The 12,323-nt window shown below is 57.9% G+C and carries 13 protein-coding genes; 8 read left to right on the forward strand and 5 right to left on the reverse strand.

Going from position 1 to position 12,323, the window contains the following annotated elements; genetic code table 11:
- Window positions 1-3 precede the first annotated feature (3 nt).
- The gene (locus SOP97_RS17210; protein WP_322950269.1) at window positions 4-969 is read right to left on the reverse strand and encodes a GGDEF domain-containing response regulator; all 966 of its coding nucleotides are present in this window, start codon (window positions 967-969) and stop codon (window positions 4-6) included.
- A 151-nt stretch (window positions 970-1,120) separates the two neighbouring features.
- Here SOP97_RS17210 and SOP97_RS17215 point away from each other — a divergent pair, with 151 nt between their 5' ends.
- Entirely contained in the window at window positions 1,121-1,600 is a 480-nt protein-coding gene (locus SOP97_RS17215; protein WP_274087487.1) for a YajQ family cyclic di-GMP-binding protein, read from the forward strand.
- Between the two features lie 112 nt (window positions 1,601-1,712).
- Entirely contained in the window at window positions 1,713-2,543 is an 831-nt protein-coding gene (locus tag SOP97_RS17220; protein WP_322950270.1) for a mechanosensitive ion channel family protein, read from the forward strand.
- A gap of 23 nt (window positions 2,544-2,566) precedes the next feature.
- Here SOP97_RS17220 and SOP97_RS17225 read toward each other — a convergent pair whose 3' ends face one another.
- The 3 genes from SOP97_RS17225 to SOP97_RS17235 form a co-directional block, all read right to left on the reverse strand.
- On the reverse strand, window positions 2,567-3,292 hold the full coding sequence (locus SOP97_RS17225) for a lipopolysaccharide kinase InaA family protein (RefSeq protein WP_322950271.1): 726 nt from the start codon (window positions 3,290-3,292) through the stop codon (window positions 2,567-2,569).
- A gap of 78 nt (window positions 3,293-3,370) precedes the next feature.
- A complete protein-coding gene (locus tag SOP97_RS17230) occupies window positions 3,371-4,915 on the reverse strand; it encodes an AmpG family muropeptide MFS transporter (protein WP_322950272.1) in 1,545 nt (514 codons plus the stop codon).
- A gap of 43 nt (window positions 4,916-4,958) precedes the next feature.
- Window positions 4,959-5,351, reverse strand: a complete 393-nt coding sequence (locus tag SOP97_RS17235; protein WP_411912080.1) for an MGMT family protein — start codon at window positions 5,349-5,351, stop codon at window positions 4,959-4,961.
- Between SOP97_RS17235 and SOP97_RS17240 the strand changes: the two genes are divergently transcribed.
- Together SOP97_RS17240 and SOP97_RS17245 are read left to right on the forward strand one after the other, a co-directional pair.
- On the forward strand, window positions 5,350-6,348 hold the full coding sequence (locus SOP97_RS17240) for a DUF481 domain-containing protein (protein WP_322950273.1): 999 nt from the start codon (window positions 5,350-5,352) through the stop codon (window positions 6,346-6,348). The two genes, SOP97_RS17235 and SOP97_RS17240, sit on opposite strands and share 2 nt — an antisense overlap.
- A gap of 110 nt (window positions 6,349-6,458) precedes the next feature.
- Window positions 6,459-7,463: a DUF481 domain-containing protein gene (locus SOP97_RS17245; RefSeq protein WP_322950274.1), complete on the forward strand. Its 1,005-nt coding sequence runs from the start codon at window positions 6,459-6,461 to the stop codon at window positions 7,461-7,463.
- A 182-nt stretch (window positions 7,464-7,645) separates the two neighbouring features.
- Here the strand turns inward: SOP97_RS17245 and SOP97_RS17250 are convergent, their stop codons facing one another.
- Window positions 7,646-8,404, reverse strand: coding sequence for an SDR family oxidoreductase (locus SOP97_RS17250; RefSeq protein ID WP_322950275.1), 759 nt, complete (start codon window positions 8,402-8,404; stop codon window positions 7,646-7,648).
- 185 nt (window positions 8,405-8,589) lie between these two features.
- Between SOP97_RS17250 and SOP97_RS17255 the strand changes: the two genes are divergently transcribed.
- The 4 genes from SOP97_RS17255 (at window position 8,590) to groL (ending at window position 12,044) form a co-directional block, all read left to right on the forward strand.
- On the forward strand, window positions 8,590-9,321 hold the full coding sequence (locus tag SOP97_RS17255) for a HugZ family pyridoxamine 5'-phosphate oxidase (protein ID WP_322950276.1): 732 nt from the start codon (window positions 8,590-8,592) through the stop codon (window positions 9,319-9,321).
- A gap of 63 nt (window positions 9,322-9,384) precedes the next feature.
- On the forward strand, window positions 9,385-9,834 hold the full coding sequence (locus SOP97_RS17260) for an FxsA family protein (RefSeq protein ID WP_274087479.1): 450 nt from the start codon (window positions 9,385-9,387) through the stop codon (window positions 9,832-9,834).
- Window positions 9,835-10,048: 214 nt separating this feature from the next.
- A complete protein-coding gene (locus SOP97_RS17265; RefSeq protein ID WP_019827816.1) occupies window positions 10,049-10,342 on the forward strand; it encodes a co-chaperone GroES in 294 nt (97 codons plus the stop codon).
- A gap of 58 nt (window positions 10,343-10,400) precedes the next feature.
- Window positions 10,401-12,044: a chaperonin GroEL gene (groL, locus tag SOP97_RS17270; protein WP_322950277.1), complete on the forward strand. Its 1,644-nt coding sequence runs from the start codon at window positions 10,401-10,403 to the stop codon at window positions 12,042-12,044.
- The last annotated feature ends 279 nt before the right edge of the window (window positions 12,045-12,323 follow it).

The raw sequence follows: 12,323 nt of genomic DNA on the forward strand, positions 1-12,323 counted from the left end.
GGGTTACTGCTGCAACGGCAGACGCAGTGCCGTTACGCGGCCGCTGCTGTAAGACTCGCTCAGCAATTTCTCGGCGTGTTGAGTGATTTGCTCCGCGGTACACGGCAGGCCTTTGGCGTCGAGGCCTACCAAGCTGATCCCGGCTTTGAGGCTGATAAAGCCTTCGCTGGTTTTGAAAGCCTTGAGGTTGATGCCATCGTGCAGGCGTTTAAAGCTGCTGGGCGAACACTCATGCAGGTCGCTTAGCAGGGTGATGAGGCCAAAGTGGTTTTCATCCAGACGCACCAACACATCCAGTGGCCGCACTAACTGCTGCAGGCGTCGGGAAACACCGCTCAGCAGCTCGTTATAAAAGGCTTCGCCATGCTGCTGGTGCAGTCTATGAACGTCCTGTAAGCCAATCAGCAGGTAACACAGCGCGCCGCCACGGGATTCAATCTGGCGCAGGCTGTCGAGCATCTTCTGATGCAAATAGCGGTTGTTACCCAGGCCCGTGAGTGGGTCGATCAGGTTGCGTTGCTCCAGGCTGGCGATGTTGTCGGTGAGCAGGCGATTTTCTTGCAGCAGGCGCTGCAGGCTGTTGCACAGACGGTCGGCGGCGAAGACCCGTGGCAGCAGTTGCTCGTTCATGGCCGCTTTGCTAATAAAATCATCAACACCGCTGTCGAAGGCTTCGCTCAGTACGTTTTCGCCTTCCTTGCCGGTGAGCAGGATGACGTAGGTGTAGTGGTGAGCCATTTCGTCGAACTGGCGCACCTGCACGGTCAACTCCAGGCCATTCATCTCCGGCATCAGCCAATCGGCCAATAAAACGCTGGCGGGGCGCTGTTCGAGCAGTTTGATGGCTTCGGCGGCGCTGCTGGCGAAGCGTAGATCCTGATAACCCGCCTGGCTCAGGGCGCGCCCGATCATGGCGCTGGAGAACTTGGCGTCATCGACGACCAAAATACTCAGGTGGGGGTTCGACATGGGCAGGCTCGCTAAAGGGAAATCACGTGGGCCCGGTACTTCGCCGGGCAGTGTGTGTGGCTAGCATTATATAATGGCCGGGTTTTTTTACCGTCAAGCCAGGTGTGCCCCATTCGTGATGCAGGGCGCGCCGTCTATCAGGAGTAAGCCCATGCCCTCGTTCGACGTGGTGTCCGAGTTGGACAAACATGAAGTGACCAACGCCATCGACAGTGCCATTAAAGAGCTGGACCGTCGTTATGACCTGCGCGGTAAAGGTAGCTTTGAGCTGAAAGAGCTGACTGTCAACCTGACAGCCGATGCGGATTTCCAGTTGGAGCAGATGGTTGAGATTCTCAAGCTCTGCCTGGTCAAACGCAAGATTGACGTGCAGTGCCTGGAATTTAAGGACGCCTACCCATCGGGCAAGAGCGTCAAGCAGGAAGTGATCTTGCGTGAAGGCATCGAGAAGGACTTGGCGAAGAAGATCGTCGCGCACATCAAGGACAGCAAGCTCAAGGTTCAGGCTGCTATCCAGGGCGAGCAGGTGCGTATTACCGGCAAGAAGCGTGATGACTTGCAGGAAGCGATTGCCGCCCTGCGTGCCAAGGATTTCGGTATGCCCTTGCAGTTCAATAACTTCCGCGATTAACGCGTGAGTATTGAACCTTGGCGCCGAGCAGGCGTCGCAACGGTGTAAGTGCAGTAAAACCGCCACGGCTTGCCGTGGCGGTTTGTTTTTAGGCTTTAAAAAGGATTAACAAATGGAATTTAACGTCGAACAAGTCGTGAAGATGTCGGAAGCCTGGTTGCCCGTCGTGCTGGAATACAGCGGCAAGCTGACCCTGGCCTTGATCACTTTGCTGATCGGTTGGTGGTTGGTCAGTAAGCTCGTCAGCAGTATTGGTCGTGTACTCGACATGCGTCAGGTTGACCGGGCGCTCGGCAGTTTTATCTGTAGCCTGGTCGGCATCGTGCTGAAAGTGCTGCTGCTGGTCAGCGTAGCCTCGATGGTTGGGGTGGAAACCACCTCCTTTATAGCCGTTATCGGTGCCGCCGGTCTGGCCATTGGCCTGGCCTTGCAAGGCAGCCTGGCAAACTTCGCGGGCGGCGTCTTGATCATGCTGTTTCGTCCGTTCCGTGCCGGCGATTGGATCGAGGCGCAGGGCGTATCGGGCAGCGTCGACAGCATTCAGATTTTCCATACCACGCTGAAAACCGCCGATAACAAAGTGGTGATCGTGCCCAACGGCAGCTTATCGAATGGTCATATCACCAACTATTCGCGCGAGCCTAAGCGTCGCGTCGACATTAACGTGGGTATCGATTACTCCAGCGATATCAAAACGGCGCGTGACGTGCTGCTGGAAATTGCCAAAGACCCGCGCGTGCACAGCGAACCCGCTCCCGTGGTGTTTGTGACCGGGCTGGGTGACAGTGCGGTCAACCTGTCTTTGCGGGTGTGGGTGGCAACGTCCGACTTTTGGCCGGTCACCTTCGCCTTTACCGAGCAGACCAAGGAACGCATGGACGAGGCGGGTATTGGTATTCCATTCCCGCAGCGCGTGGTGCATTTGGTACAGCAGAGCAGTTGAAGCCTGCTTGAGCGCTCGCCGCGTTAGCGGCGAGTGGCGTTGTAAAGCTCGTTGAAGTCGCGGCCCATCGCTTTTTGATAATGGCTTATCAGGTATTGCCAGTCGGTTTGATCCCAGGGCGAATGGCGACGCAGCTGCAGCATGTCGTGCATGGCTGCCTGCTTGCTGGTCAAACGGCGCCGGCATTTCTCTAGATCAAGCAGTGCGACCTCGGGCACAGCTGCAGAGCCCTCGCCGTTAATGCGCACAAAAATATGCTTGATATAGATGCAGCCATGCTGCCAGCGCGCAGTGTGCAGGCGGGCAAGCGTGTGGGCGACTTCTACCAGCAGTTGCTGATGCATTGTTTCGCCACATTGCTCGCGCCCGTTGCTGGCATACCATTGATCAATCGGCTGAAAACCTTCCAGCGCCTTGGTGATCAGCAGCGCTCGCCAACCATCACTGCTGCGCTGGGCTGCGCAGTAAACAATTTCGGGGACGGTGACGCCAGCCTTGCGGGCGCCGAGCAGTGCTTCTTGCTCACGCAGTACGGTTGGCCGGCCAAAAGGGTGGAGCAGGCTGCGGTGAATATGGCCCGTTTGGCGTTTTGCGTAGAGTAGCGAGGCGTCTTTGTAAATACGCTGCACACCACTGTAACCGCCTCGGCGATCGTTGGGTTCCTCGACCCACTCACCTTGGGTCTGCCACCAGCTTTCGAAGCCGGCTGACTTGGATGACGTGTTTGAGGTGCTCAATATCGCTGACATAATTTGCCCTTAATGTGGGTGTCTGCAACCAGCAAAACCTATGCCGGTTGGCCTGATACGGCCACTCTCGGATTATTGTTATGGGTGCTCGGTTGGGATAGCTCCGCTGGCCTCTTGTGGCTGTGACTGTTCGCGTCGCCATTGCAGAATAATCAGGATCAAGGTTGGGATACCCAGTGCAGCCGTCACCAGGAAGAACTGGGCGTAGCCGAATGTTTCCACCATCACGCCTGAATAACCACCGATCAGTCGTGGTAACAACAGCATGATTGAGCTGAGTAGGGCGTATTGGGTGGCGGAGAATTTCAGGTTGGTCAGGCTCGACAGATAAGCTACGAATGCCGCCGTCGCCAGGCCGGCGCTGAAGTTGTCGGCTGAAATGGTCACGATCAACATCTGCAAGTCCGCGCCCATGCCGGTCAGCATCAGGAACAGCAGGTTAGTTGCGGCTGAGGCGGCGCCGCCAATAAACAGGATCGGCATAATGCCGAATCGTACGATCAGCAAGCCGCCGACCCCAGCCCCCACGAGCGTCATCACCAAGCCAAAGAGCTTGCTGACGCTGGCGATCTGATCTTTGGTAAAGCCTTGGTCGATATAGAACACATTGGCCATTACGCCCATCACGGTGTCCGACATGCGGTAGGTGGCAATCAGGCCCAGCAGCAGGAAGGCCTGCCAGCGGTAGCGCACGATAAAGTCGTTGACCGGCGTCAGTACGGGGGCCAGGCCGCGCCGCCCCATGGACGATAAGCACAGGGCGCTGAGAATGGTGTAGAGCAGGGCGCGCAGGAAGGCGCGGTCTTCCAGCAGCAGGTCGAGCACGCTGTTCTGACCATTAACCAGGCTGGCAAAGTCGGTGTAATAAAACTGGGTGAACATCGCCGGTACCGACACCAGCAGCACAATCAACACCAGCACCGAGGCAATCTGATGGCTGAAGCCATAACGCGCCGCGGCGAGTTGGGTGCGCAGCGGCACATCCGGCTCGCGCATCCACAGGCTGGTCAGCAGCCCGGGGAGCATCAACATGGCAAACAGCATGTAGGTGCCAGCCCAGGCACCGTGCTGATAGAGCAGGGCGGTGGAGCCAAAACCTTCGGCAAAATATAGCGCACCGGCGGTGGCCAGCAGGGCGGCAACGCGGTAACCGGCCATATAGCTGGCGGCGAGTGCAGCCTGGCGGGTGTCGTCGACAATTTCCAGGCGATAGGCGTCGACGGCGATGTCCTGGGTGGCTGACGCGAAGGCCACCAGGACAGCCAGGGAAATCAGCCAGGTCAGGTGAGTTTGTGGGTCACACAGGGCCATGCCGGCCAGGCCAATGGCAATCAGGATTTGTGACAACACCAGCCAGGAGCGGCGCCGGCCCAGCTTGCCCAGCAGCGGTAAGCGCCATTGATCGAGCAGGGGCGACCACACCCATTTAAAGGCATACGCCAAGCCGATCAGGCTGGCAAAGCCAATGGTGTCGCGCGCTACACCGGCTTCGCGTAACCAGACGGAAAGGGTCGAAAACACCAGCATATAGGGTAGGCCGGCGGCGAACCCAAGCAGGAGCAGCACCAATGTCGACGGGCTGGAGTAGGCAGCAATGGCATCACGCCAGCTTTTACGAGGCATTAAAGGGGTATCAGCCTGAGATTGACCTAACAAAGGGCGCACTCTAACCGCTGTGCTCTGTTGGGCGCCAGCCATAGCGCGGCATATCCACCCGATCGTTATGGATTTGCACACCTTCCTCGCGTAGGCGGCTGCGCTGCTCTGTGCCGGCTTGGCTAGCGGCAGGTAAGCCGAGGCGCCCGCCTGCGCAAATGACCCGGTGCCACGGCAGGGTTGTGCCGTCCGGTAGCCGGCTGAGAGTGCGTCCGACCCAGCGCGCGGCGCGGCCCAAGCCAGCATAGGCGGCCAGTTGTCCGTAACTCACCACGCGGCCTGCGGGTATTAGGCTCAGCGCTGCATAAAGTGCCGTGCAGCGCTCCGTCTGGCTTGCTGTGTGCTGACCTGGCGCGGCATGCTGCGGCACTTGTCCTGGCTCGCTATCTGGCTTTTCCAACATGCTGCTACGTAACCTGCTGTGTTTATTGAGTCTTAGTCTGACCGCGCCTGCATGGGCGGACACGGTGTGGCTGAACAATGGTGACCGTCTGAGCGGCGAGATAGTTCTACTCGATGGCGGAAAACTGGCCCTGAAGACCCAATATGCCGGACAGGTGCTGATTGCCTGGAAGGATATCGACACCCTGCGCTCGGACAAACCCCTGCTGGTTCGGCGTCAGGGCCTCGACAGCGAGCGCAGTAATCAGCTGGAAGCCGCCGGCAAAGGCATGGTGCGGGTGGTCAGTGAGCGGACGCAGGCAGTGCCGCTGGCCAGCATCACGCGCTTGATTCCACCGAGACCGGTGCTGCAGGACCGTCTTTGGGAGGGCAACCTGGACGCCAAGCTTGATATGGAACGCGATGACAACGACACCGACGAGTGGAAATTCAAGGGTAATACGCGCATGGAGCATGGGCGCTGGCGGCACGTACTCAGCGGTGACTTGGAGCGCAAGGTCAAGAATGAGGCGAAAACCGCAGACAATTGGCAGTTGGAATACGACCTTGACCGCTTTATCACGGATAACTGGTTCTGGCGGGTCGGTGCCGAACAGAATGAAGATGAGTTCGCCTTCTTCACCCGTCAGCGTTCGCTGGGAACAGGGCCGGGTTATCGTTTCTGGGACAACGAATTAGGTCGGCTGGATGTGGTCGGTCAATTCAATCGTTTGCAACTGCAAACCCGCGATGCCGATCTGGCACTCAACACCTACTCGTTTTCCTGGGATTACAAACGTCTGCTCTGGGGCACGCGTTTGGAGTTCTACAGTACGGCCGAGCTACAGCTGCCGGATATCGAGCAGATCGACTATGTACTCGACAGTGAAGTAGGCCTGCGTTACCGCCTTAACCAATGGGCGCGGCTGTCGCTGCTCTACGAGTTGGACCAAGTGCGTGGGCTCGGTCAGTCCGCAAGTGAGCGGCGCTATTTGTTGGGGGTGGGTGTCGGTTGGTAAGACGAATAGGCTGAACTCACGTTGCATCTGTCGGTCAGTGCTTGCTCTGGCAGCGTGCGTACGGATAATGCGCGGCCCTCCGCACACACCTTGATAGAAAGCCTCTCCCTATGTTTTCCAGAACCCTGCTTTGCTTGGCCCTTACGCTTGCTGCCACACCCGCATTGGCGGACACCGTCTGGTTGAAAAACGGCGACCGCCTGACCGGCAAGATCAAGTTCTACGACGGAGGCAAGCTGCTGCTGGTAACCGACTACGGCGGCGCCATTGCTTTGAGCTGGAGCAAGATCGCCACCCTGGAAAGTGATCAGGAATTGCTGGTCAAGGAAAGCGCCATCAGCGGTGAGCGGGCAAAAGCCCTGCAGGCGGCGGAGCCTGGCAAGGTCACGTTGGTCAACGGCGAGGCGCCCAAGACCATTGAATTGGCCAGTATTCAACAGATTCTCAAGCCCAAGCCATTGGTTGAGGACCTTGTCTGGAAGGGCAATATTGATGCCGCGCTGGACTACAAACGTGCCGAGCGCGACACCGACGACTATGACGTCAGCCTGAAAACCCAGGCGCGCCATGGTCTGTGGCGGCACCACGCCGAGGCGGAATACAACCGTGAGTTCCAGAATGACGTGGTGACCACCGATGACTGGAGTGCCGAATATGCGCTTGACCGTTTTTTGACTGAGAAATGGTTCTGGCAGGGGCGTATGGAATATAAGCGTGACCGCATTGAAGACGTGCGTCGTCAGCGTACGCTAGGCACCGGGCCGGGTTATCAGTTCTGGGATAATGAGCTGGGCGCCTTTTCCGTGGGTGCTCTGCTTAATCGCAGCGACTATGAGTATGAAAATGGCGAGCAAGACCGTTTTTACGCCGTGAGCATGAAGTGGGATTACAACCGTTACTTGATCGGTAAGAGTGTCGAGTTGTTCAGTGATGGTGAGGTGGGTAAGCCACTGGCGAATGTCGCGGACTACACCCTGGATGCCGCCGTAGGGCTGCGCTACAAACTGACCGACTGGGCCTCGCTGAACATGAAGGCCGAGAAAGACCTGGTTAGCGGCTCGGAGGGCGAGCTGGACGAAACCCGTTACAGCTTGGGTTTTGGCGTCGGCTGGTAAGCTGAGGTTGTAAACAAAAAGCCCCGCAGATGCGGGGCTTTTTGTTTTAAACATTCAAGATCTCGCGAGCTAGAGTCAGCCTAGGCAAAAGCACTCGCGGGCGCGGAGTTTACAGCTGTAAATGAGCAAGCCCGCGAGTGCTTTTAACGACGGGTGGCCGACGCGCAGCAGATCGGTGCGGATTACAACCGCAGGCCGCCGTCCAGCTCAAGGATCCGACCGGTGTAGTAGTCGTTTTCCAGGATGTAGGCCACCGAGTGTGCGATCTCTGCCGGCTTGCCCATGCGGCGCAGCGGGATAACCGAAGTCATGCGCTCCAACGCTTCCGGCTTCATGCTGGCAACCATTTCGGTTTCGATAAAGCCCGGCGCCACGCCGGCAACGCGGATGCCGTAACGTGCCAGTTCCTTTGCCCAGACCACGGTGTCGGCCGCTACACCGGCCTTGGCGGCGGAGTAGTTAGCCTGGCCGATATTGCCTGCGCGGGAAATCGAGGAGATGTTAATGATCGCGCCTTCATTCTTCAGCTCAATCATCTTCGCCGCCACTTCACGGGTGCAGAGGAACACGCCGGTGAGGTTGACGTCGATCACCGATTGCCACTGGGCCAGGCTCAGCTTGGTCATTTCGCCGTCCTTGACCTTGATGGTCAGGCCGTCGCGCAGGATGCCGGCGTTGTTCACCAAACCGTTGATAGCGCCGAAATCGTCGGCAATCTGCGCCACGGTTTGGGTCACTTGTTCTTCATTGGCGACGTTGCACAGGTAAGCACGCGCTTCTACGCCCATGGCTTTGCAGGCGGCCACGGCTTCGTCGAGCTTTTCCTGGTTGAGGTCGACCAGCGCCAGTTTGACGCCTTTCTCGGCCAGGTACTCGGCCATAGCGCGACCCAGGCCCTGGCAGCCGCCGGTGATGACGATAACTTTGTCTTTGAGTTGCATTGCGTATCCCCAAGTAAATGGAACCGCTGCAACCTCTGCTGCCGCGCCGGCCATAACGCGTTAAGAGTGTTTGGCTCGGCGTACGAGAGGTTCAATCGGCTCTGCGGTGTAACCTTGCCGGCGCTGTAACCGTTATCCTAAAGCGCCTGTCCGTTAGTGACGGATTCTATGCAAGGAGTCATAAGGTGAGCGTGAAAGCCGGCAAGCATGCCCGAGAATTGCTGCTCAAGGAATACCGGGGCGTGCTCAGCACCCATTCCAAGGCCATGCCGGGTTTCCCTTTCGGATCAGTGGTGCCCTATTGCCTGGATGCCGACGGTTATCCGCTGATATTGATCAGCCGCATTGCCCAGCACACCCATAACCTCAAACAAGATGGCAAATGCTCACTGCTGGTGGGCGAGCGCGGCGCGGAAGATGTGCAGGCGGTTGGTCGCCTCACGTTGCTCGCTGAAGCCCGGCCGGTGCAGGATGGCGCGCTGATTGAGGCCGCCGCGCAGCGCTATTACCGCTATTTCCCCGAGTCGCGCGGTTATCACCAGGCGCATGACTTCGACTTCTGGCGACTGGAGCCGGTGCGCTGGCGTTATATCGGTGGTTTTGGCGCGATTCATTGGCTGGATCAGGTGGCGTTGAGCAATCCGTTTGCCGGCGACAGTGAACTCAGCATGCTCGAGCATATGAATAGCGATCATTCCGTGGCTATTGCCCATTATGTCGAGCTGGCCAGTTTGCCCAGTCAGGCCCCCGCCGAGATGGTTGGTGTCGACAGCGAAGGCTTCCATCTGCGTATTGCCCAAGGGGTGCATTGGCTGGCCTTTCCAACATCCTGTAACAGTCCGCTTGAGGTGCGCCAGGCCCTGGTAACCCTGGCCCGCGCTGCAGTCTGGCCGACCGATGGTCAGCCTTCAGCTTGAATTCAGCGCGATACCCCATACTTCACTTCTACTGGAAGCTGTTCTTCCATTAAGGAACCTTTGATGCGTGCTTTTCTGTTCTTATTTTTGCTCTTCCCGCTGATTGAACTGGCCGTGCTGATTCAAGTGGGCAGCACCATCGGTGTGTTGCCGACTCTGTTGCTGGTCGTCGGCTCGGCGATTCTCGGCAGTGTGCTGCTGCGGGTGGCGGGTGTTGCTACGGCGTGGCGTGCCCGGGAAAAACTGGCGCGTGGTGAATTGCCTGAGCAGGAAATGCTTGAGGGCCTGCTGATTGCTGTCGGCGGTGGCCTGCTGCTGTTACCCGGTTTTATCAGCGATTTCTTCGGGATCTTCTGTCTGATTCCCTTCACCCGTCGGCTGTTGGTTAACAAGGTGCGTCTGCGTGCGGCTGAACAGGCCATGCGTCAGCGCGCTTTTTTCGATGACCAGGCCGCGCGCTCGGGGCAAGTGCGGCCGAATGTGCTGGAAGGCGAGTACGAGCGCCGCGAGTGAGTGCGCCGGCGGGTAATTTTCGATAAAGATTTCACCCTCAGCCCTTGAAATCCCTCTGCGCGCCCTTATGTAGCGGTCACCGCAAGGTTTTTTGTCATTCAGACAAATCAGACTTCAGCGCTGCGCCTGGCGTAGTGCTACCGGCCTAGCCGGATTTTGCTAACCCACCGGTGCATACACCGGTCGAAAAACCATCTATTGGGAGAGATCGACAATGAAGCTTCGTCCTCTGCATGACCGCGTCGTAATCCGTCGCAGCGAAGAAGAAAAGAAAACCGCAGGCGGCATCGTGCTGCCAGGTTCCGCTGCCGAGAAAGCCAACAGCGGTGAAATCCTCGCTGTCGGTACCGGCCGCGTGCTGGACAACGGTGAAGTGCGTGCGCTGGCCGTCAAGGTCGGTGACAAAGTGGTGTTCGGCCCGTACTCCGGCAGCAACACCGTCAAAGTTGATGGCGAAGACCTGCTGGTAATGGCTGAGAACGAGATTCTCGCCGTAATTGAAGGTTGATTTCAGCGCCCGTCGCTACGAATTCCGCTCTATTTGAACGAATTAAGGAATAACCATCATGGCTGCTAAAGAAGTTAAATTCGGCGATTCCGCCCGTAAAAAAATGCTCACAGGTGTCAACGTCCTGGCTGACGCAGTAAAAGCGACCCTCGGCCCGAAAGGCCGTAACGTGATCATCGAGAAGAGCTACGGCGCGCCGACCATCACTAAAGACGGTGTTTCCGTTGCCAAAGAAATCGAGCTGAAAGATCGCTTTGAAAACATGGGCGCGCAGCTGGTTAAAGACGTTGCTTCCCGTGCTAACGATGACGCAGGCGACGGCACCACCACTGCCACCGTTCTGGCTCAAGCCATCGTCAACGAAGGCCTGAAAGCCGTCGCTGCTGGCATGAACCCAATGGACCTGAAGCGCGGCATCGACAAGGCGACCATCGCCATCGTTGCTGAGCTGAAGAACCTGTCCAAGCCATGCGCTGATACTAAGGCCATCGCTCAGGTCGGTTCGATCTCCGCTAACTCCGACAGCTCCATCGGCGAAATCATTGCCGAAGCCATGGAAAAAGTCGGTAAAGAAGGCGTGATCACCGTTGAAGAAGGCTCGGGCCTGGAAAACGAACTGTCGGTTGTTGAAGGCATGCAGTTCGACCGCGGTTACCTGTCCCCTTACTTCATCAACAAGCCGGACACCATGGTGGCCGAGCTCGACGCCCCGGCGATCCTGCTGGTTGATAAGAAGATCTCCAACATCCGTGAGCTGCTGCCAGTTCTGGAAGCTGTGGCCAAGTCCGGCCGTCCGCTGCTGATCGTGGCTGAAGACGTTGAAGGCGAAGCCCTGGCGACTCTGGTTGTGAACAACATGCGCGGTATCGTTAAAGTCGCTGCCGTTAAGGCGCCAGGCTTTGGCGATCGTCGCAAGGCCATGCTGCAGGACATCGCTGTGCTGACTGGCGGTACCGTTATCTCCGAAGAGATCGGTCTGAGCCTGGAAAGCGCCACCCTGGAGCACCTGGGTAACGCCAAGCGCGTGATCCTCAGCAAAGAAAACACCACCATCATCGACGGTGCTGGCGTTCAGGCTGATATCGAGTCGCGCGTTCTGCAGATCCGTAAGCAGATCGAAGACACTTCGTCCGACTACGACAAAGAGAAGCTGCAAGAGCGTCTGGCCAAGTTGGCTGGCGGTGTTGCCGTGATCAAAGTCGGTGCCGGTACCGAAGTTGAAATGAAAGAGAAGAAAGCCCGCGTTGACGACGCCCTGCACGCCACCCGCGCAGCCGTTGAAGAAGGCGTGGTACCTGGCGGTGGCGTGGCACTGGTTCGCGCTCTGCAGGCCATCAGCGAACTGAAAGGCGACAACGCCGATCAGGACGTCGGTATCGCGCTGCTGCGTCGCGCTGTTGAAGCGCCGCTGCGTCAGATCGTTGCCAACGCTGGCGGCGAGCCAAGCGTAGTGGTCGACAAGGTCAAGCAGGGTTCGGGCAACTACGGCTTCAACGCCGCGACCGACACCTACGGCGACATGATCGAGATGGGTATTCTCGATCCGGCCAAGGTCACTCGTTCGGCACTGCAAGCTGCCGCTTCGATCGGTAGCCTGATGATCACCACCGAAGCGATGATCGCCGAAGTGGTTGAAGACAAGCCAGCCGCTGGCGGTATGCCAGACATGGGCGGCATGGGTGGCATGGGCGGCATGATGTAAGCCAGCCCGGCCCCTCACAGGCCGTCGCCAGGCGGCCTGTACGTTGTAAAGAAAACCCCGTGCCTGTCACGGGGTTTTCATTTTTCTGCGCTATAACAGTCCGGCACAACAAAGCGGTACGTCAATTGCTTTAGGTAATCCGTGCTCCCGGACTGGAGCCTGTCAATTTGCGCAGTGCTGCTAAGCAGCCATGCCGCTTCTTGTTTTGACCTCACCTGGATGTGCTCTACCACGCTGTTTTCACGGGGTGGGTGGAGGTTGTGTCGGTTACGGTTTGCC

It is taken from the genome of Pseudomonas spirodelae, assembly GCF_034653255.1.
In the GTDB taxonomy this organism is placed as follows: Bacteria; Pseudomonadota; Gammaproteobacteria; order Pseudomonadales; family Pseudomonadaceae; genus Aquipseudomonas; species Aquipseudomonas spirodelae.